At 40.0% G+C, this 20204-nt stretch carries 20 protein-coding genes and 1 CRISPR repeat array; of the genes, 9 read left to right on the top strand and 11 right to left on the bottom strand.

From position 1 onward, the window contains the following. Positions 1-17 precede the first annotated feature (17 nt). From cas4 to FN809_RS13745, 4 genes are all read left to right on the top strand, one after another. Positions 18-524: a CRISPR-associated protein Cas4 gene (gene cas4, locus FN809_RS13760; protein ID WP_142534197.1), complete on the top strand. Its 507-nt coding sequence runs from the start codon at positions 18-20 to the stop codon at positions 522-524. 26 nt (positions 525-550) lie between these two features. After that, positions 551-1555 (top strand): type I-B CRISPR-associated endonuclease Cas1b, encoded by a 1005-nt coding sequence (cas1b, locus tag FN809_RS13755; protein WP_142534109.1) that lies wholly within the window; start codon positions 551-553, stop codon positions 1553-1555. 11 nt (positions 1556-1566) lie between these two features. Then, positions 1567-1830: a CRISPR-associated endonuclease Cas2 gene (cas2, locus tag FN809_RS13750; protein WP_142534108.1), complete on the top strand. Its 264-nt coding sequence runs from the start codon at positions 1567-1569 to the stop codon at positions 1828-1830. Between the two features lie 227 nt (positions 1831-2057). Further along, positions 2058-5493: a CRISPR direct-repeat array (repeat unit 30 nt; unit sequence CCTTCAACCGCACCATACTGGAATTGAAAT). A 260-nt stretch (positions 5494-5753) separates the two neighbouring features. After that, a complete protein-coding gene (locus FN809_RS13745) occupies positions 5754-6254 on the top strand; it encodes a GreA/GreB family elongation factor (RefSeq protein WP_142534107.1) in 501 nt (166 codons plus the stop codon). A gap of 38 nt (positions 6255-6292) precedes the next feature. Here the strand turns inward: FN809_RS13745 and FN809_RS13740 are convergent, their stop codons facing one another. Further along, positions 6293-7144, bottom strand: coding sequence for a DUF4412 domain-containing protein (locus FN809_RS13740; RefSeq protein WP_185957561.1), 852 nt, complete (start codon positions 7142-7144; stop codon positions 6293-6295). Positions 7145-7336: 192 nt separating this feature from the next. After that, positions 7337-7906 carry a phosphoribosylglycinamide formyltransferase gene (purN, locus tag FN809_RS13735; RefSeq protein WP_142534105.1) on the bottom strand — a complete coding sequence of 190 codons (570 nt, stop codon included), beginning with the start codon at positions 7904-7906 and terminating at the stop codon, positions 7337-7339. Positions 7907-8078: 172 nt separating this feature from the next. On the opposite strand from purN, the gene FN809_RS13730 reads away from it, so the two are divergent. From FN809_RS13730 to rprY, 5 genes are all read left to right on the top strand, one after another. Next, positions 8079-8315: an acyl carrier protein gene (locus tag FN809_RS13730; RefSeq protein ID WP_027470525.1), complete on the top strand. Its 237-nt coding sequence runs from the start codon at positions 8079-8081 to the stop codon at positions 8313-8315. Between the two features lie 35 nt (positions 8316-8350). Beyond that, on the top strand, positions 8351-9598 hold the full coding sequence (fabF, locus tag FN809_RS13725; protein WP_142534104.1) for a beta-ketoacyl-ACP synthase II: 1248 nt from the start codon (positions 8351-8353) through the stop codon (positions 9596-9598). 6 nt (positions 9599-9604) lie between these two features. After that, positions 9605-10354, top strand: a complete 750-nt coding sequence (gene rnc, locus FN809_RS13720) for a ribonuclease III (RefSeq protein WP_185957560.1) — start codon at positions 9605-9607, stop codon at positions 10352-10354. 144 nt (positions 10355-10498) lie between these two features. Further along, positions 10499-12112, top strand: coding sequence for a sensor histidine kinase (locus FN809_RS13715; protein WP_142534102.1), 1614 nt, complete (start codon positions 10499-10501; stop codon positions 12110-12112). Then, the gene (gene rprY, locus FN809_RS13710; protein WP_142534101.1) at positions 12085-12768 is read left to right on the top strand and encodes a response regulator transcription factor RprY; all 684 of its coding nucleotides are present in this window, start codon (positions 12085-12087) and stop codon (positions 12766-12768) included. Before FN809_RS13715 ends, rprY begins: the two co-directional genes overlap by 28 nt. Positions 12769-13205: 437 nt before the next feature. Here the strand turns inward: rprY and FN809_RS13700 are convergent, their stop codons facing one another. From FN809_RS13700 to FN809_RS13665, 9 genes are all read right to left on the bottom strand, one after another. Further along, positions 13206-13973, bottom strand: a complete 768-nt coding sequence (locus tag FN809_RS13700) for a TIGR00266 family protein (protein WP_142534099.1) — start codon at positions 13971-13973, stop codon at positions 13206-13208. Positions 13974-14139: 166 nt separating this feature from the next. Next, on the bottom strand, positions 14140-14628 hold the full coding sequence (locus tag FN809_RS13695; protein WP_142534098.1) for a DUF3592 domain-containing protein: 489 nt from the start codon (positions 14626-14628) through the stop codon (positions 14140-14142). A 171-nt stretch (positions 14629-14799) separates the two neighbouring features. Next, a complete protein-coding gene (locus FN809_RS13690) occupies positions 14800-15858 on the bottom strand; it encodes a hypothetical protein (protein WP_142534097.1) in 1059 nt (352 codons plus the stop codon). After that, complete coding sequence (locus FN809_RS17775) at positions 15855-16112, bottom strand: hypothetical protein (RefSeq protein ID WP_185957559.1); 258 nt, start codon at positions 16110-16112, stop codon at positions 15855-15857. The genes FN809_RS13690 and FN809_RS17775 overlap by 4 nt, the downstream gene beginning before the upstream one ends. Before the next feature lie 200 nt (positions 16113-16312). Further along, complete coding sequence (locus FN809_RS13685) at positions 16313-17272, bottom strand: DUF3137 domain-containing protein (protein WP_142534096.1); 960 nt, start codon at positions 17270-17272, stop codon at positions 16313-16315. A 246-nt stretch (positions 17273-17518) separates the two neighbouring features. Beyond that, positions 17519-18082 (bottom strand): LemA family protein, encoded by a 564-nt coding sequence (locus FN809_RS13680; protein ID WP_142534095.1) that lies wholly within the window; start codon positions 18080-18082, stop codon positions 17519-17521. Between the two features lie 5 nt (positions 18083-18087). Beyond that, positions 18088-18882 carry a hypothetical protein gene (locus tag FN809_RS13675; protein ID WP_142534094.1) on the bottom strand — a complete coding sequence of 265 codons (795 nt, stop codon included), beginning with the start codon at positions 18880-18882 and terminating at the stop codon, positions 18088-18090. A gap of 104 nt (positions 18883-18986) precedes the next feature. Next, positions 18987-19550 carry a hypothetical protein gene (locus tag FN809_RS13670; protein WP_142534093.1) on the bottom strand — a complete coding sequence of 188 codons (564 nt, stop codon included), beginning with the start codon at positions 19548-19550 and terminating at the stop codon, positions 18987-18989. Between the two features lie 44 nt (positions 19551-19594). Further along, entirely contained in the window at positions 19595-20062 is a 468-nt protein-coding gene (locus FN809_RS13665) for a hypothetical protein (protein ID WP_142534092.1), read from the bottom strand. Between the last annotated feature and the right edge of the window lie 142 nt (positions 20063-20204).

The raw sequence follows: 20204 nt of genomic DNA, 5'->3' as shown, positions 1-20204 counted from the left end.
TTTCATCCATTCAACCCATGCAGATAACCGGAACTCATTTTAATTATTTCCTTGTTTGTAAACGCAAGCTTTGGCTTTTTGCCAAGGGTATAAACATGGAACACAGCAGCGATTTGGTTTATGCCGGTAAGCTCATTCATGAAACCTCCTATAATCAGCGTGCCGAAAAGTTCAAGGAAGTGGAATTGGATGGCATAAAAATCGACTTTTTCGACCATCACAACAATGTGGTACACGAAATAAAAAAATCGCGAAAGGAACAGGCCTCGCACGTTTGGCAGTTGAAGTATTATTTGTTTGTGCTTCAAAATGCTGGGGTCGAAAATGCCACGGGTTTACTGGAATATCCCAAGGAGCGAAAAAAAGAAGAAATTCTGCTTTCGGATCCAGATAGGGTCAGGATAGTTGAAATGAAAGAAGAAATCAAACAAATTATAGATTCCGACTTGTGCCCTGCAACCATCGATGCACCCAAGTGTAAAAAGTGTGCCTATTACGATTTCTGTTACAGTACCGAGGACTGAACCACCCATTAATATTGGCTTTAACAATGAAGAAAACATATTACCTATTTAACCCGGGCAGGCTTTCGCGAAAAGACAATACCTTAAAGTTCGTTGCTTTGGACGAGGAGGGGCAGGAGCAAAAACCACGGTACCTGCCCGTTGAAAATGTTGATGAGTTATACGCTTTTGGCGCCCTCGACGCCAACTCGAGCTTGTACAACTTTTTGGGCCAACAACAGGTGCCCGTCCATTTTTTCGATTATTACGAAAATTACACGGGTTCGTATATGCCGCGCGAATCGCTTTTGAGCGGCAAGGTACTGATGGCCCAAGCCAGATTGCACGACGATACGAAAAAAAGGATTGAGCTGGCCCGCCTTATTTTGGAAGGCGCCGTGCATAATATGATTAAAAATTTGATGTATTACGACAAACGGGGAAAGGATCTTTTGCCGATCGTTGAATCCATGGAAAGTTATAGGGCAAGCTTTAAAGACGCAAAAGCCATTGACGAGCTGATGGGCTTGGAAGGGAATATCAGAAAAACATATTACGAGGGCTTTGAACTGATTGTAAACGATTTTAGCATGAGCGGCAGGAGTATGCGGCCACCGCTGAACCAAGTCAACGCCCTTATTTCGTTTGGTAACATGATGTGCTACAGCCAATGTTTGCGAGCCATACATCAAACGCAACTAAACCCTACCATCTCCTTTTTGCATTCACCCGGCGAACGGCGCTTTTCCTTGTCGCTGGACCTGGCCGAGATTTTTAAGCCAATATTGGTGGACAGGGTGATATTTAAAGTGCTGAACAAAAAAATGCTGGGCGACAAGGACTTTGAAACGAGCATTAATAAAGTGGTGCTAAAGCAGGGGGCCAAAAAAATCTTTGTCCAGGCATTTGAAAACCGACTGACGGAAACCATCCAGCATCGTACCCTAAACCGGTCGGTGAGTTACAAGCACCTGATAAAATTGGAATGCTATAAATTGGTAAAGCATATAATGCAAATAGAAACTTATAAGCCATTTAAAATGTGGTGGTAAAATTATTGTTTATGTATGTAATATTGATGTACGACGTTGGCGAAAAAAGGGTAGGTAAAATGTTGAAGTTATGCCGTAAATACTTAAATTGGATACAGAATTCTGTTTTTGAGGGAGAAATTACGGAAGTGAAGTTAGAGGAACTAAAGAGTAAGGCTTCCTGTTTTATGGATAAAAACCACGACAGCCTAATTATATTTAAGAGCCGAAACGAGAAGTGGTTAGACAAAGAAATTGTAGGAAAGGAACTGAGTTCCATCGACAACTTTTTATAATGCAAAAGTTGTCGATGGCATAAAAAATTCATGAATTACCGATTCATTTGCTTTGCCGTAAACAACAAACGTTCTTTGACATGTTGTAAATAAAGCTTTTAAAACACATTGTCGAACCACGGGTAAAATCGTACAATCATAGTTCGACAACTTTTATATAGAAATCATGGCCGAAATTGATTTGAAAACCCCTATTTTTAGGGAGTTTTTTTTAGCTAAATCAACGGCCTTCAACCGCACCATACTGGAATTGAAATGTATGAACGTGCGTAGGGTTGGGCAAAATTGCAACCTTCAACCGCACCATACTGGAATTGAAATTCCTGTCCGGCTACTCCTTGAGGACCTTGTGGCCCCCCTTCAACCGCACCATACTGGAATTGAAATTCATTAATGTGCGAGGTTGTTTAATCCTATTGTTGTGCCTTCAACCGCACCATACTGGAATTGAAATATGTTGCCAATGGCCTTAGCCGTTTCAAGATCTATACCTTCAACCGCACCATACTGGAATTGAAATCTCCAATATGGTGGTAGGTGTAGCGGTAAATGATGCCTTCAACCGCACCATACTGGAATTGAAATCACAGTTGATACAGCGCAGGCAGCAGCAGGCCGCCCCTTCAACCGCACCATACTGGAATTGAAATAGGCCATGACCACGCTGGAACTGATAACTAAAAAAACCTTCAACCGCACCATACTGGAATTGAAATACAGTCACCGCCCCCACCGTCACCACCCAACCGCTCCTTCAACCGCACCATACTGGAATTGAAATCATGATACCACAAGATTTATTAATAATGATATATCCTTCAACCGCACCATACTGGAATTGAAATACATATCGCGGCTCAGGAACTTGCGCTTGCTATACTCCTTCAACCGCACCATACTGGAATTGAAATACCTGTTGCGTACAGTGCCGTACGATAGCCATTGCCTTCAACCGCACCATACTGGAATTGAAATTCGAAAAAACTGCCGCACACTGGCCAGATAATTACCTTCAACCGCACCATACTGGAATTGAAATTCATTAATGTGCGAGGTTGTTTAATCCTATTGTTGCCTTCAACCGCACCATACTGGAATTGAAATATAAGTTGAACAGTGCCCGTAGGAGCTTCATCTACCTTCAACCGCACCATACTGGAATTGAAATTCGAAAAAACTGCCGCACACTGGCCAGATAATTATCCCTTCAACCGCACCATACTGGAATTGAAATATTGATAGCCCTTTCATTCCCTTATTCCATGGTGTCCCTTCAACCGCACCATACTGGAATTGAAATAGGGTTTGACATCCTTGTATAAATCCTGGTTGGCTCCTTCAACCGCACCATACTGGAATTGAAATGTATAAATTGAACTGGATTGCTTCCTTCGTCGGTACCTTCAACCGCACCATACTGGAATTGAAATTTTAATATCGACGGCCATACCAATATTGTTTCTACCCTTCAACCGCACCATACTGGAATTGAAATATCCCAGGGAGGCCATCACCAAGCTGGGCAATTTACCTTCAACCGCACCATACTGGAATTGAAATAATCGTATGGGCATTTAAACCACGTGGCCCATCCCACCCTTCAACCGCACCATACTGGAATTGAAATAGAAAGATTGTTCGTAATTGTATTACTGCTGATAACCTTCAACCGCACCATACTGGAATTGAAATATGTTAGCAATCGTATCAGGTTCTAAAATCAAAGCCCCTTCAACCGCACCATACTGGAATTGAAATAGCCTTATCGTCGTTCTGCAATTCTTCAAATAATCGCCCTTCAACCGCACCATACTGGAATTGAAATTTGTTATACGCACCGTTGCCACATCTTCAATAGCCAGCCTTCAACCGCACCATACTGGAATTGAAATGTCCCAAATAGACATACCTATTTATCTTACTTTCCCTTCAACCGCACCATACTGGAATTGAAATGGTAGAGTTTAAGACCGACACCCTGATACTATTATCCTTCAACCGCACCATACTGGAATTGAAATTTGAGGACGGCATAATCGGCAAAAATACCGCTCACGCCTTCAACCGCACCATACTGGAATTGAAATTGCATCATTTAACACATTTTCAGGTATTTGATAACGCCTTCAACCGCACCATACTGGAATTGAAATACGCATAGCGAACCTATCCACAACAGAGCGCATCCCCCTTCAACCGCACCATACTGGAATTGAAATTGTTTTTACATTTTCGCAATTCGGTTTTTATTTCCGCCTTCAACCGCACCATACTGGAATTGAAATGTTGAAAATTGACGGTAAATATTACGTAAAAGGTTCCTTCAACCGCACCATACTGGAATTGAAATAAATGCAGTTTCAGAGCCGCCTATACTCCTTACAACGCCTTCAACCGCACCATACTGGAATTGAAATAAATACAGACACGATTAAGCGAGAGTTAAGAGAGCCTTCAACCGCACCATACTGGAATTGAAATACTATCTAAACCATATCCCGTGCGCTTAACATCCGACCTTCAACCGCACCATACTGGAATTGAAATAACCAAAGGATGTACGCACAGGATGCAAATGGCAATTCCTTCAACCGCACCATACTGGAATTGAAATCATACATCAAAAAAACGGGCGTAAACATCAACGACCTTCAACCGCACCATACTGGAATTGAAATATGGATGGTGATTTACCAATACCCGCCCCGCCTACGACCTTCAACCGCACCATACTGGAATTGAAATCATATTAGGCCATAACTTGAACTTTCCTCAACCTTAACCTTCAACCGCACCATACTGGAATTGAAATTTCGTTTATAAACAGCAATTCATAACTGTGCCCTTCCTTCAACCGCACCATACTGGAATTGAAATCCGTTAAACCCTCATACCGCGCTAAATGAAATATTACCTTCAACCGCACCATACTGGAATTGAAATTGATAAAAATGTAAATACTTGTGTATAATGCGGTTCCTTCAACCGCACCATACTGGAATTGAAATATGTGCTTGGGGTTCGGTTTCCGCTTGGGTGGTTGTGCCTTCAACCGCACCATACTGGAATTGAAATATTACATCGTATGTAATTATTAATTTTTCCCCTATTCCTTCAACCGCACCATACTGGAATTGAAATTTGTCACCCGTATATTGGGTAAATTCATTAAAATTCACCTTCAACCGCACCATACTGGAATTGAAATAGGAATATAACGAAACGCAGACGGTTTGCGATCCACCTTCAACCGCACCATACTGGAATTGAAATACGAAATCGGTGGTAAATGCACCGCAAGTTTCTGACACCTTCAACCGCACCATACTGGAATTGAAATAAGTTCAAACATGTAATCACTCCACCAATCCTCAAACCTTCAACCGCACCATACTGGAATTGAAATTTAAGCAAAACGAAGTAACGTGCGCCTATCCTCTCACCTTCAACCACACCATACTGGAATTGAAATATTCCATTCATTAACACTTTTTCACCTGCCGGCCTAAACCTTCAACCGCACCATACTGGAATTGAAATTTCATATCGGCAATTACCTTTTCATTCGTTTGCACCTTCAACCGCACCATACTGGAATTGAAATGTGTGTTTACTGTTTACTGTTTACTGAAACCTTCAACCGCAGCATGCAGGAATTGAAAGTAGAATACACTTTAGAGGGCGTATTCGTGCTGAGTTTGGATAGCTACAACCTACGCATGTTTTCAGATCTTTTACATCGTTAAAAAAATAAATTGGATTGTAATTGTTCTATTCTTTTTTATCTTACCAGATATATCGTGTTTTTAGGAATACATTTGTTGTTAGCTATGTTTTATCAATTTTTAGCAAATGGGTCTTATAAATAAACCCATAACAAAACGTATTTCTGTTTGTTACATCTTTATAAAATATAAAAAGTGATGAGCAGAGGATTTGTAAAAGAGGATGATCAGGAAGAAACTCCTATTGTACCGGAACGAGCTGATTTACCCCGGGGTGTAATTAACTATGTTACCCAAGCAGGCATGGAAGCTTTGTTAGACGAAAAAGATGCACTTATTGCAGAATTAAGCCGTTTGGATAAATCCAACGAAAAAGAATATCGTATCTCATTCAACCATATCAACGCCAAATTAAGGTTGCTTAACAGCAGGATTGCTGAGGCCAAAATAGTTGATCAGAGCCGGCAGCCTAAAGATGAGGTACGCTTTGGGGCATGGGTAACTTTGCGTATTGACAACAAAGCTGAATTGCAAAGTTATCAGATAGTGGGGGTGGATGAGGCGAATATCAGTAAAAAGAAAATATCCTTTGTGTCGCCCGTAGCTAAGGTGCTGCTCAATAAAAAGGTAGGCGACAAAGCCATTTTAAAGTTGGCTAACGGCGAAAGGGTTTTTGAGATAGTAAAAATAGCATATTAACTTCACCAACTACTCATGGTGCACATGAGCCAGGTGTATTACATCCCCTGATAATCTGATTTATTTACTTCGTTATATTGTTTCTTCAGCTTAACGCATTCCATAGTCGTGTTGTTTTTGGGTTTCTTTTTATCTACCATATGCATTTCCATCATTAATCCATCCGTTATATCCTTTCCAAGCCAATCGGTGGGCATTGCGTTCGAGAATTGTTGGTTGTTGTTATAAATGTTACCCAAGCGTACTTCGGCATCTGGAGCAACATACATGGTTAGCTTATATTCATCATCTTCAATAAGGTACCCTTTGCATGAATAGCCGAGAATTTCTTTTCCGGAAATTTCATTTATCGTATAATCAAATTCAGAATCCTCTTCATCAATGCCATCAAGCATATTTTCATGTATTTTTGTTACGCTTACATGTGATTTGCCTTCGTTGTTCATAAAGACAACCGTAAGCTTATTGCTCAGATCGTATACAATTGTCATCTCCATGTCTTGGTTCATTTTAAAGCCCCAATAGGTTGCATCGCTACGCAATAAATATTCCATCAGTAGCTTATCCTCCGCACGTGCTGTGGTCACACTCATCACGTATACCCAATCAAATTGGTAGCTGTCGGGCACATCAGCTAAGTTTCCACTTTCAAACCCCATTGCCATAGAGCTCTTCTTCATCATCTCCGGATCCAGCATCTTGTGCATAGCTTTGCTGTTTTCCTTGTCAGCATTATCGGTTTTCTTATCCGTAGTGGACTTCTCCATCCTCGATTCTGCCTTTTGTTTTAATTTTTTTAATATTTGAGCCTTATTTTCTAAAGAAAAAGCAAGCAAAAATCCAAAGGTGAGAAAAGTATAAATTATGGCTTTGTTGATAAATGTTTTCATTGCTATGTTGTTTGGATGATACATCAATTGATAAGCCATATTGCTATATGGCGAATGAAGTACCAATTTACGTAAATATGCGCAGTAAAACGAAATGTTGGTCAACTTAAATGCACCCACCACCTAACAAAGCGGTTAGTTACTAAAAAGTCGGTCGGTAGATAGTTATAGGCAGTTCATTATCCACATTAATCAGCGAGGCCAAAGTAGCTCCTCCACCACCTTGGGGAAGTGTTTAAATTCTAAATCGTGTATTTTACGCTCTACATCTTCAGCGGTATCGCTAGGTAAAACAGCACAATGTTCCTGTTTAATGACTTTTCCTTCGTCGTAGTTTTCGTCTACAAAATGGATGGTTATGCCACTTTCTATTTCATTGTTGGCAACCACAGCTTCGTGAACGCGTTTTCCGTACATTCCTTTACCGCCATATTTAGGTAAAAGGGCAGGGTGAATATTTATAATGCGCCCATTAAAGGCTTGTACAATATTTAGTGGCATAAGCCATAAAAAGCCCGCCAGAACAATAAGGTCGAAATTTCCGTTTATTAAAATTTTCAGAATTTTATCGCTGTTGTAAAACTCATTTTTTGAAAATAAAGTGAGTTGAATGTTCAATTTACGCGCTCTTTCATTTACATAAGCATCCGGCTTATTGGTAAAAAAGTGAAAATCGCTCGATTTCAGCCTTCCTTTTAGATGATTTACGATGTTTTCTGCATTACTTCCGGAACCTGAGGCGAATATCGCAACTTTGCTCATTTACTGCTGTTTAAGGATTAAAACTTATCTAATTTAAACAGTCAAAAATAGGAAAAAAACTTTCTTTATTGATTTTATTTGAATTATATTTGGCTGATTATGGCTAATTTTTTTCCTTTGCACTGTTATATTTAATCAATAAATTTTAATTATTAACTTAAATTTAAAAGCTATGTCTGACATTGCATCAAGAGTTAAAGCAATCATCGTAGACAAACTAGGCGTTGACGAAACTGAAGTTACAACTGAAGCAAGCTTCACTAATGATTTAGGAGCTGATTCTCTTGACACTGTTGAGTTGATCATGGAGTTTGAAAAGGAATTTAACATCGCTATTCCCGATGATCAAGCAGAAAACATTGGCACAGTTGGTGATGCCGTCTCTTATATAGAGGAAAACGCTAAGTAAGTAAATTAACAAAGTAGTACACTTTATTAGAAGTTATGGAGTTAAAAAGAGTTGTAGTTACGGGGCTGGGGGCCATTACTCCGCTAGGTAACTCGGTTGAAGAGTTTTGGAAAAACCTGGCTAACGGAGTGAGCGGCTGCGAGCCCATTACTCGTTTTGACGCCACCAATTTCAAGACAAGATTTGCTTGTGAAGTAAAAAACTACAGCCCTACCGATTATTTTGATCGAAAAGAGGCTAGAAAGCTTGATATGTTTGCTCAGTTTGCAATGATTGCAGCTGAGCAGGCTGTTCAAGATTCCGGCATTGACACAGAAAGTATCGACCATGATGAGGTGGGTGTGATTTGGGGCGCCGGAATTGGTGGCATTCAAACATTTTCAGAAGAGATTACGAATTACGTTACCGGCGACGGTACCCCTCGTTTTAACCCGTTCTTTATTCCAAAAATGATCGCGGATATTGCCGCAGGTCATATTTCGATGAAGTATGGTTTTAGGGGACCCAACTTTAATGTTGTTTCTGCATGTGCCTCGTCCACAAATGCCATTGGCGATGCTTTTAACCTTATCCGTTTAGGAAAGGCCAACGTGTTTGTTACCGGTGGGTCGGAAGCGGCTATATGCGAAGCAGGTATTGGAGGTTTCAACTCTATGCAGGCATTGTCAACAAGAAATGATGATCCGGCTACAGCGTCTCGACCTTTTGATAAGGATCGTGACGGTTTTGTGATGGGAGAAGGGGGGGCTTCCCTTATTCTTGAAGAATACGAGCATGCCAAAGCACGCGGTGCAAAAATATACTGCGAAGTGGTTGGCTCGGGTATGACAGCTGATGCCCATCATCTTACAGCACCCCATCCGGATGGACTGGGCGCCAGGAACGTGATGTTGGCGGCATTAAAAGACTATGGCATAAAACCCGAACAGGTGGACTACATCAATGTACATGGCACGGCAACGCCACGTGGCGATATTGCCGAAACATTGGCCATAAAAGAGGTTTTTGGTGAACATGCTTATAACTTGAACATTAGTTCAACAAAATCAATGACAGGTCACCTTTTGGGTGCGGCAGGAGCTATTGAAGCTATAATAAGTATTTTGGCAATCAATAACAATTTGGTACCTCCTACGATCAATCATTTTGAGGACGATCCTGAAATAGATCCAAAGCTTAATTTGACTTTTCATAAAGCGCAGGAGCGCGAGGTAAATGTTGCTTTATCTAATACATTTGGTTTTGGTGGACATAATGCGTCTGTAATATTTAAAGCAATTTAATACATTGTGATTAAAATAGTATTGAATAGAATAAAGCTTTCTCCCGAACGGAGAAAGCTTTATTTGTTATTACGCGAATTAATAGGATTTTATCCCCGAAATCTTAAGTTATACGAAGCGTCGCTAATTCATAAGTCGGCCTTAAAAGTGTTGGAAAATGGCGAAAGTATCAACAACGAGCGATTGGAGTATTTGGGCGATGCCATGTTGGGCGCAATTGTAGCCCACGAATTATATAACAAATACCCTAATCACAATGAAGGGTTCCTTACCAAAACCCGATCTAAAATTGTTAACCGCTCGTTTTTAAATAAAACGGCAAATAAATTGGGGCTTTCAAATCTCATCAGCTCGCAATCCTACATGTCGCTAAAAAAAACCAATATACCCGGCGATGCCTTAGAAGCACTTATAGGTGCAATATTTATTGATGGAGGTTACAATAGATGCCGCAAATTTATTTTGAAGAAAATATTAAATCCCTATGTCGATTTGTACGAAATAACCCATAACGACAACAACTATAAGTCGGCACTTATTGAGTGGGGACAAAAATATAAGCGCAACATACACTTTATAACGGATGAGTTAGGCGAGACCGGCGGACACGACCCGATTTTTGTATCGGTGGTGCAGATGGAAGATTTGGTGCTGGGCAGGGGACAGGGCAGCTCAAAAAAAGAATCGCAACAAAATGCGGCCATGCAAGCGCTCGATAAGGTATCTTCCGATAGTAGCGACCAGCCATCCTTTTAAGATAACGATTTACCTTTTATATTTACCAAATCTGGTTGCAAATAGCTATATTGCGAATCGGTTTTCATTAAAATAATTACGATTAAAATTTTATTTTGCACCAGGTTTTCTTGTGCCGGTTATGCCGTGATTTAAAAAGCAACAATGAGCAAAAAATACATATATCTTTTGTCTTTTATTATTGCCGCCAGTTTGGCTGGTATAGTGTATATTCAAACTGTTTGGATGCAAAATGACAGCCAGCGCAAAGAGGAGGAATTTGATAAACTGGTTAAACAGGCCATGAGTGATGTGGTTAGCAAGTTGGAGCGTGACGAGGTTACAGAGCAAGCTTCGCGGATTAAACAAACGTTTTTCAGAAATAAAAAGGCATCAGCCCATTTGCCTAAAAACTTGCAGCGACCGCCCAAATACTTCGATAATGTTAAGAACAATGGCATGTTAAGCGATGAAGAAATATTGGATATCTCATTCAGGTTTCAGTTGCAAGACAAATACATCAGCACTACTTTGCAAACATACAGCGAAGATTCATTGATATTTAGTCTCGACAATCGTACACCCATATCTACACGTAGCAGCAAATTTGGCCCATTAACCAACGCTTTGTTGAGTATACAGGATGAGCTAAAGTCCAAAGTGGAGGATAAAGCTGAAATAGTGCTGAATACTTTTTTTCCTAAACAGGCCATATCCGAACGAGTAGATCGCGAGAAGGTGGATGTGTTGTTGATGAAACAGTTTGAGGATCGGGGTATTACGCTTCAATTCCAGTTTGCCGTATTCGATGGTAAGGGGAAAATGGCTATGGCCACCACCGGATATCAGCCTAACGCTTCAAAAACAAATTATCAAAAATATCTATTTCCCAACGACCCGCACCCGGAAGCCCACCATATCAATTTATATTTTACCGAAAGGCCTAATTTTATGTTGGAGTCAGTGGCCTCTTTTATTCCTTCTGCTGTGTTTACTTTAATTATGATTTTTACCTCTATCATTACCATCATGATTATATTTAAACAAAAGCGTCTGGATGAAATCAAAAATGATTTTATTAATAATATGACTCATGAGTTTAAAACACCCATCTCTACAATATCGTTGGCATCACAAATGTTAAAAGATGGTACGGTTGCCAAAACTCCAAAAACCTTGCAGCACATTTCGGGTGTTATTCAGGATGAAAGCAAAAGACTTAGTTACCAGGTTGAAAAAGTGCTGCAAATGGCTATCTTTGAAAAAGGTAAGGCCGGCCTCAAAATAAAAAAAATTGATGTAAACCAATTAATTCACAATGTTTCTACTAACTTTAAGCTCAAAATAGAAAACAAAAAGGGTAAGATAATTGAAAGCCTCGAAGCAAAAAGTAGTACGGTTTACGTGGATGAGGTGCACTTTACCAATGTTATTTTTAACTTATTCGATAACGCTTATAAATACAGAAAAGGACGACCCATACTTAATGTAAATACATGGAATAAGAACAATGGTGTGATAATATCTGTTAAAGACAATGGGCTGGGTATCTCCAAGGAAAACCAGAATCGCATCTTCGAAAAGTTTTACCGTGTACCTACCGGTAATGTTCATGATGTAAAAGGTTTTGGGTTAGGGCTGGCCTATGTAAAGAAAATTGTTGAGGATCATGGAGGTACAATAAGTGTTGAAAGCGAATTGAATGTAGGAACAAAATTTGAAATATTCTTACCTATAAAAAGTACAAAAGAATGGAAAAAGAATACAAACTTCTTTTAGCAGAAGATGACGAAAATTTGGGTATGCTATTGCGCGAATACCTTGAAGCTAAAGGATATGAAACAGATCTTTGCCCGGATGGGGAGGAGGCGTATAATGCATTTACAGCTAATACCTACGATTTATGTGTGTTGGATGTGATGATGCCCAAAAAAGACGGATTTACCCTGGCTAAGGAAATACGCTTACTTAATGCAGACATCCCCATTATTTTCCTTACGGCAAAATCGATGAAGGAAGATGTTTTTAAAGGCTTTAAAATTGGGGCCGATGATTACATTACCAAACCCTTTAGCATGGAAGAGCTGCTGTTTCGCCTGGAAGCGATTATTCGCAGAACCAAAGGGATGAGTGCAATGCAAGATGTGTATCAGTTGGGTAAATATAAGTTCGATACGCAAAAGCAGCAGCTCATAGATGGCGAAACGGTGGTTAAATTGACAACCAAGGAATCGGAGTTACTTAAATTGCTTTGTAATAATGCCAACAAAGTATTGGAACGTAATTTTGCACTTAAAACAATTTGGGTTGACGACAACTACTTTAATGCCAGGAGTATGGATGTGTATATTACCAAGTTGCGTAAGCACCTTAAGGAGGAGCCGGCTGTAGAGATTATAAATGTACATGGCAAAGGATATAAGTTGGTAATGTAAGTTGGTATAGCTTTTTATTATTACCACAAGATAACACAGAATATTACATTGGTAAAAGCCAATTTATCAAGTGGCATACCTGCGTTCCCTGTCCGGTTGTGCAGCAAGTCTGTTCGGCTGGGCAGATGAAGTTGTGCTTGAGCGAAACTGCATTTAATCAGGGGGGTATCGGATTGGAACCTAATCCTGAATGTTGGGTAACGATTGATACCGCTATCCGGTACTTTCATCTAAATTACCTTATAATTCATTTTTAAAAAGGCCTTGGGTGCACTTAGGAGTAAATAATGAAATAAGTAATTTTTCTCATGGGATTGCATTGATGGGCATAGGTAAACAGGCAGAATGGGATAACTGTTTTAAATATTTCCTGTTCATTCGATCGCCAGCATATCTTGGGTGCATGCTTGGCGATCGAAGCTTATAAAAAGATGTTATCACTCAAACAAATTATTTAACAAACCGCCACTGTCCTCTTTGTTTTTGTTGGGGCTGCCTGTGGAGAGCTGGCTGATTAATTTACTGATAGGCATGGACTGCAACCATACTTTTCCGGTTCCACTGAGGGTAGCCAAAAACAGGCCTTCGCCACCAAATATCATCGATTTAAGGTTACCGGCACGCTGAATATCAAAACTTACTCCTTCCTGAAATCCCACTACACAACCTGTGTCTACGCGTAGCGTTTGCCCGTTCAGTTCATGTTCTACAAGTGTTCCGCCAGCATGAATAAAGGCTTTGCCGTCGCCTTGCAGTTTTTGCAGGATAAAACCCTCGCCGCCAAAAAAACCGCTGCCTATTCTTTGGTTAAAGTGCATGCTTATTTTGGTGCCCAGGGCAGCGCATAAAAAAGCATCGCGCTGAACGATTACAGAGCCCCCCATGGCCGCCAAATCAACCGGGACTATGGTTCCGGGGTAGGGGGCGGCAAAGGCGACGTGGCTTTTGCCCACACCATGATGGGTAAAGTGGGTAATAAAAATGGATTCGCCGGTAATTTTGCGCGACGCTGCCGACATCAACTTTCCGAACAGGCCTTTCTCCGGCTCGGAGCCATCGCCCATTTTTGCGACAAACTCAATGCCCTCCTTTATGTAAAACATAGCCCCCGCCTCAGCAATAACGGTTTCTTGTGGGTCGAGTTCAATTTCTACATACTGGATGTCGTGGCCTCCGATTCTGTAATCTACTTCGTGTGATTTCATTTTTTTAGTTTTTAATTATAATGCGTTATATAATTTAGTTTGTCAATATAATTGTTTTTTAGGGGTAGATAGTTGGTTGCCTACTAATTTCAATCATAAAATTTCGGGTAGCCCAAATTTGTCAACTGACGAATCGTTTTAAAAGCACTTAGCGAAGTGCTTTTTATCAACCAAACAGCAAGCGTTTAAACAGGCTAAATACCATTAGCACCGAAACTGCGCAAAACAAAAGTGGCAATTTCAAAAGCAATCCAAATAAAAAACTGGTTCCGGTTTCGAGTACGGCGGTATTCGGAAATTCAGGATCGTAATGTACCGCCACCTTGGTTCCTTTGGCATATTTTTTCAAGGTTTTTTTTACGCTGCTTTTCATACTGGTAGAACCATCTACTGTTTTTATGTTGGAGCTGTTGAATGAATTACCGTCAACCACATAATTGTATCGTATGTTGGCCGAGTACATATCATTCCCGTCGTTGTCTCGCGACTTTGTTAATTCAGCATGTGTAACAGTTCCTTGAACCGTTGGCCAATCTTTTGAGGCTTCGGCCTCTTCGGCAATTGGTTTTGTAATGTGTTTGTAAGTCATTAAGCCTGCTATAAAAAATACGGCTGCAAAAATGAGTGTTCCAAGTATTGATGGTCGTTTTTTCATGGTAATAATTTATTTTTTAGAGTCGGATACCTCGCCTGGGCAGGCAGGGAACTTTTCATCCGTGTTTGGGTTCAACGAACATGCTCGTTTTATGATTGCTCAAGTATTGAAATTTATTATTCGAAACCTGCCCCAAGCTTAATCAAGAGATATATCCGTTTTACAATCATCTTAAAACTGCATCCTATTTACAATTTTAATAAGGTCGTTTTTACTTTTCTTAGGTATTGCCATAAATGTAACAATCATATCGTCTGATGGATATTCAACGATTATTGCTGAGCCATTATCTTCTTCCAGGTCACCGTAATGACAAGTGCGACCGTTGTGCTCAAATGTTTCAAAGGAGTCAACTTCCTCATCATCGCCCATATTTTCGTCCGATTGTGCCATTACCATAATCGAGTTCAGTCCTTTCATAAAACTGGCTACATGCATTCCGTCCATGGTTCGCACATTTACACAGCGATAACCTTCAATATTGCAGTCTTTTACAATTTTGCTAAACTTATCGAATGGATAATCAACAGGTGTAAATTCCTCATCCTCATTTTCTTCCTCTTGCAAATCTTCCATACCGCCAAATAAGCTACCAAAACCCTGGGCGTCTGCTTGTGCTGCTAAGCCTTCGAATTGTACACCTGATGGCGGATTGAATTTTGAGGAGGACACACTCATTTTTGGTTTAAATTCAACAAACATTTCGTTGGTTTCAATGCCCAATATTTTACCTTCGGTTTTTAGTGCCAATCCTTTGTGGATCCACGTTTTAACTCCCATTAATTTTATGATATCGCAGGTGTAACCATTTAAACTTTCGGTGCCCATTTTTTTACCTCCCATGCTGGCAAGCACTTCATCGGCAAATTCTTGCTGTTCTTTTTCCGTCATATCGCCCACTATGTCCTGGCCTTCTTGATACATGGGAACTCTACCTTTTGAGCCCATGTTGTCGATATAATCAGCCACCCAAAATTTATCTTTAACAATTACCGTTGTGGCGTGTTTTTCCTCGGTATTTTTAATGCCAAACATTTTTGTGGTGGTTGTCGATTTCTCCGTTTCGCAGGTTTTTCTGCCGTAGTCGTCCCACCACAGTTCTTTTGTTCCTTTTGTGCTACCGCTTAATTGATACTTAATGTATCCTGATTTTATCAGGTAGGTTTTTGCCTCCTGCGCCTGAACGTTCAATCCAATGATGGTTAAGGCAATAATGAATAAGTTTTTCATTTTAGTAAGTTTTTAATAGTGATAATTGTCTGTTGTTTTTGTGAGAAAAGGAACTGAGTTGCTTTTGAGGCTTCCATAGTAAACTTCTTTACCAATCGCAGATTTCCTTTTACTTTCTCGAAATACCAAAAGTCGGCTGATTCGTTCATTTCATTTTCGTGCGAAAGACCTTCTTTAGAAAAGACACACGATATAGCGAAAAGCTGATTATCTATCAAGTATACTTTAAAGTCCTTTTCAACACCGGCAACCACAACGGTACTTCTGTAGCCGCTAAAGTGTTGTTTGTCTAATTCTAAATTTTCGGAAAATTCCCAGCCTTCAAATTCATTATCGACTAGAAAAGTTTTGCTTTGCTGTTACAGGTTTGAGCAAAACTGCAAAAAGCAGTACTTGAAACGATTACTATAATAAAAAGCTTTTTCATGGTTTAGTTACATTGTATGGTTTTACTTTAATCTTTCGTCCAAATCCGGGTATTTAAATTCAATTCATTTACAATGGTTTCAATCAGGCTGAACAACACATACATTTCTTCTACATCGCTGTAATTTACACCCGACTTTTTAATGTTCGGCTCAAACAGGTTGCGGTTAAACGGAATGGCACAAAACACGTTAGCGCCTTTAAACGAGAAATACATGGTTAAACCATAGGTTTTATAAATGTTTACCATCGCTTCCATCAGTACCGGTGTTAAAATGTAGCGGGCTTCTTGTTGGCTGCTTCCGTACACCGAAAAGATTTCTTCAAATTCCGGATTTTCGAGTTTAACCAACTCGCCGTAATGTTTGCTTTCAGCTTTCTCTTTCCCAAAAAGGTTTGTTAGTTTTCGGTCTTTCTCCGGAAAAACAAAGGTTTGTCCTTCAATATTTTTATTGAAATCAGCCAAAAAGAAAAGTCCTCGAAAAATGGTGTGCCACTTTGTTTCACGATTTCCATCACTATCGGTACTAGTGGTTTTGTATTCCGTTTTAAATTCGGAAAACTTAAACGGGGTTTTGTCTATTTTTCCAATAATAAGGTCGTCGCCACTATAACGTTCGGCTTTTTGCTTAAAAATGCCGGCTTTATTATAATCGCTACTGTTAATATGTTTATCCGGGCTGTATTCGTAAGCAGGATTTATCAGATAAATTACTTTGCGAACCACCTCGTTTTTAAACTGTTTCTTGTATTTGGTATAAGTCCCGTATGCTTTAATACCGCCGTAAATTGCTCCGGCGATAAAAACAATTCCACCAATAATTTCTACCGCCGAAGAACAGTTCGACAAAAAAAGAATGGCCACAATTCCGCTTCCAATGGCTAATCTTCTCCACCTTTTTACAAACTTCCGCATCTTTTCCATGTCGGCTAATTGCGGTTTTAGTTCAGTTTCGTAAAGGCTTTTAATTTTTTCTTGTGATATCATTTGTTTTAGATTGAAATAGATGAATCTGCTCCGGATAGTAGAATACCCCTAAATCCCCTAAAGGGGACTTGTAAAAGTGTATTGATTTTCAGCAAGTTCCCCTTTAGGGGGCAGGGGTAAGAATGGTGAAAATCAATGAACTCTTACTTTACTGAGTAGGCTCATAGATAAATTGCTGAATTGGAAATATTTACTGCCGGTCGCAACGATGCCCTTCGCACTTCTGCCTTTTAGCTTCCGGCTTTTTTAAAACATACTCTTCACATCCACATTTTGTCGTTCGGTTTCGGGAATAACAAATACTTCTTTACGCAGCATGTTCATCCTTGCGGCAATTATATTTTGCGGAAAGGTTTGAATGCCATTGTTATACAAAGTAATTACAGCATTAAAAGTACGGCGGGCTGCCGAAATTTGCGATTCAACTTCGTTAAGCGTACGTTGAAGATTTATGAAATTTTCGTTGGCTTTTAAATCTGGATAATTTTCAACAGCCACCATTATGCCTTTCATCCCGGCAGAAATCTGGTTGTCGAGTGCCACTTTTTCATCGTTACTCAATTTGCCCGATGTGGCCTGTGCGCGCATTTCGGTAACTTTGGTAAGCAAGTCTTTTTCGTGAGTAGCGTATTGTTTTACGGTTGAAACCAGATTCGGAATTAAATCGTAGCGTTTTTTCAATTGCACGTCCATTCCCCCAAAGGCATTGTCAACCTCGTTGCGCCTGCGAATTAAACCATTGTACATAGATACTACCGCAAAAACAAGAATTACTGCTGCTGCTAAAATTATAATTAGTAATGTTGACATGGCATCTAATTTTTATTGTTAAATTGATTGCGTATCTGAGAAAAGGTATTAGAGGTATTTCTGAATTTTTGCTTGTATGACTTAACCCTTCGCGTTACACCAAATATTATCAGTACAAAAACCAGTATGATAAATAGAATAACAAACCAGCCAGAACCGCCGGCACTGTCATTTTCGGCTTGCTGCATTTTGTCATTTTCATTGGCGGTTTGTACTACCGACTCTTCCAACTCGCGAAGTGCTGCCCCATTTTCCAAATCCTCCTGGTTTGCTGCAAGTTCCTTCTCTGTCACCGGCTCATCTGTTTTAGCCATCGCCTCTTTTCCAATGTGCAGTTCACCTTCGGCTTTAAATCTGGCTATCTCCTCTTCGCTCAGTCCCAAATCTTCCGGATTCAAATCGCCAACACGTGTTTCCAACTCATCCAGTTTGGTTTCCAGGGCTGCCCATTCCGTGGCGTTTAACTGCTCTTTAAGCTGCAGCGCTTCGTCTTTTACTTTTTCAATTTTTTTGGCAGCAATCATCATTTTAGCAGCAAACTTTGCAGCTTTAAATCCTTGCCTAACGGTAAGACTATCTGAACCGCTTTTTTCTTGTTCTATGGCAAATTTTGCACCTGTCGCCATATTCTGGCGACACGAATTCACCGCATCAGTCATATCTTCGATAAGCTCTTTGGCAACTGTATTATCATTTAGAGCTGCTGGAATTTCAACTTGAATCTCTTCTACTTTGCTTTTGTTTGAACCACAAGCTATTAGTATAGTAGCAAGAAGTAGGATGTAAATTGTTTTTTTCATTTTATAGTCGATTTTTTTGTACTAAGGATAGTGCTGAAAAAAGGAAGCGAACCCGACCTGGATAGACAGGTTCGCCTCTTCGCTAAAATTATAAATAAGGTCTTTTACAAACCGAACATAACCTTAACGCCAATGCGCAGGTAGTTAACCCCACCAAAAGTGTACATTATTTCGGGTGCAATGGCCATTTTTTCGCTAGTTGCAATATTTACACCAAGGCCCAGATTTACGCCAATTTCTGTGGTATTGGTATCCAAGCTGCCCGCCATTGACATTTGAGGTCCCACATAGTCATCATACTCTCCGTAGTCTCCTCCCCACTCGCTCCCGCCAAGATCTTCACCAAAACCTTCGCCGTCAAACCCCCAAAAGGTAAAGCCTATGCCGCCAACACCGTAAAGGCCGCCGAGGTTATCGATTTCGGTAATTTGGTAGTTGGCGTTAAGGTCTAACGACGACCAGGTTACGTAATCCTTTTTAAAGAAATAGGTAAACGATGGTGCCGCTGCCCACTGTGAGTTAAGTTCGTATTTTCCGTTTACACTTAAACCAATGTTGTTAATGTCGGTTCCGTAAACAATTCCCGGCCCTACACTTATTTGTGCGCTGGCCTCGGTTATTGTACAAAATAGAACAATGGCAATAAATGTTTTAAATAAACTTTTCATGATGTTTGGGTTTTAAATATTTATATAAGAATTATAAAGTTATTTTATATTGTTTTAAAAGCGGCAGACTCAGCTGTTCCACTAAAAGTGTGAACGGTTGAGCTACCCATTTCGCTGCAAGTCCCTTCAAAAGTAATTTTGTTGGCCGAGCTTCTCTTTACCATTCCTTTAATAGAGAAATACATTTCGTCCGAACCAGTCTTCAATAAATTTTTACCTGAAATGACCACTGTGGTTTCTGAATTATTTCCTCCAATTTGGGCTTCCCCACCTACCGATTCGGGCACTCCAGAAATTAATAGGCCAAATTCTTCGCCCAATGAAAGTGAAATTGCATTTCCCATCATGCCTACTTCTTCTGTTTTTCCTTCGACCACTGTTTTTCCGTTCATGGCTATTTTGTACTTACCATCTAATTGTGCCGGCTTTTTGTCGTCATCTTTACCGCAAGATGCGGTCATAATTGCGATGGCACTTAATAGAATTGTGAATTTGAAAATAGATTTTTTCATGTTGTTTAAATTTAAATGATTTGTTTGTGGCTTTTTCGCCGGGTTTTTGTTGTTTTAATGTTCAGTTCACGTTCTATCGAGAAATGAATAATTTGTCCTTTATTGTATTTGATTTTCAACCGCAATGTTCACAAAGAAGGCA

It is taken from the genome of Saccharicrinis carchari, from assembly GCF_900182605.1.
Classification (GTDB): Bacteria; Bacteroidota; Bacteroidia; order Bacteroidales; family Marinilabiliaceae; genus Saccharicrinis; species Saccharicrinis carchari.
The sequence above is the reverse complement of the archived record's forward strand: the minus strand, read 5'-3'. Positions and strand labels throughout refer to the sequence as shown.

Coding starts and splice junctions, on each gene's coding strand:
- cas4 (WP_142534197.1), top strand. CDS start 18: ATGCAGATAACCGGAACTCATTTTAATTATTTCCTTGTTTGTAAACGC.
- cas1b (WP_142534109.1), top strand. CDS start 551: ATGAAGAAAACATATTACCTATTTAACCCGGGCAGGCTTTCGCGAAAA.
- cas2 (WP_142534108.1), top strand. CDS start 1,567: ATGTATGTAATATTGATGTACGACGTTGGCGAAAAAAGGGTAGGTAAA.
- FN809_RS13745 (WP_142534107.1), top strand. CDS start 5,754: ATGAGCAGAGGATTTGTAAAAGAGGATGATCAGGAAGAAACTCCTATT.
- FN809_RS13740 (WP_185957561.1), bottom strand. CDS start 7,144: ATGAAAACATTTATCAACAAAGCCATAATTTATACTTTTCTCACCTTT.
- purN (WP_142534105.1), bottom strand. CDS start 7,906: ATGAGCAAAGTTGCGATATTCGCCTCAGGTTCCGGAAGTAATGCAGAA.
- FN809_RS13730 (WP_027470525.1), top strand. CDS start 8,079: ATGTCTGACATTGCATCAAGAGTTAAAGCAATCATCGTAGACAAACTA.
- fabF (WP_142534104.1), top strand. CDS start 8,351: ATGGAGTTAAAAAGAGTTGTAGTTACGGGGCTGGGGGCCATTACTCCG.
- FN809_RS13715 (WP_142534102.1), top strand. CDS start 10,499: ATGAGCAAAAAATACATATATCTTTTGTCTTTTATTATTGCCGCCAGT.
- rprY (WP_142534101.1), top strand. CDS start 12,085: ATGGAAAAAGAATACAAACTTCTTTTAGCAGAAGATGACGAAAATTTG.
- FN809_RS13700 (WP_142534099.1), bottom strand. CDS start 13,973: ATGAAATCACACGAAGTAGATTACAGAATCGGAGGCCACGACATCCAG.
- FN809_RS13695 (WP_142534098.1), bottom strand. CDS start 14,628: ATGAAAAAACGACCATCAATACTTGGAACACTCATTTTTGCAGCCGTA.
- FN809_RS13690 (WP_142534097.1), bottom strand. CDS start 15,858: ATGAAAAACTTATTCATTATTGCCTTAACCATCATTGGATTGAACGTT.
- FN809_RS13685 (WP_142534096.1), bottom strand. CDS start 17,272: ATGATATCACAAGAAAAAATTAAAAGCCTTTACGAAACTGAACTAAAA.
- FN809_RS13680 (WP_142534095.1), bottom strand. CDS start 18,082: ATGTCAACATTACTAATTATAATTTTAGCAGCAGCAGTAATTCTTGTT.
- FN809_RS13675 (WP_142534094.1), bottom strand. CDS start 18,882: ATGAAAAAAACAATTTACATCCTACTTCTTGCTACTATACTAATAGCT.
- FN809_RS13670 (WP_142534093.1), bottom strand. CDS start 19,550: ATGAAAAGTTTATTTAAAACATTTATTGCCATTGTTCTATTTTGTACA.
- FN809_RS13665 (WP_142534092.1), bottom strand. CDS start 20,062: ATGAAAAAATCTATTTTCAAATTCACAATTCTATTAAGTGCCATCGCA.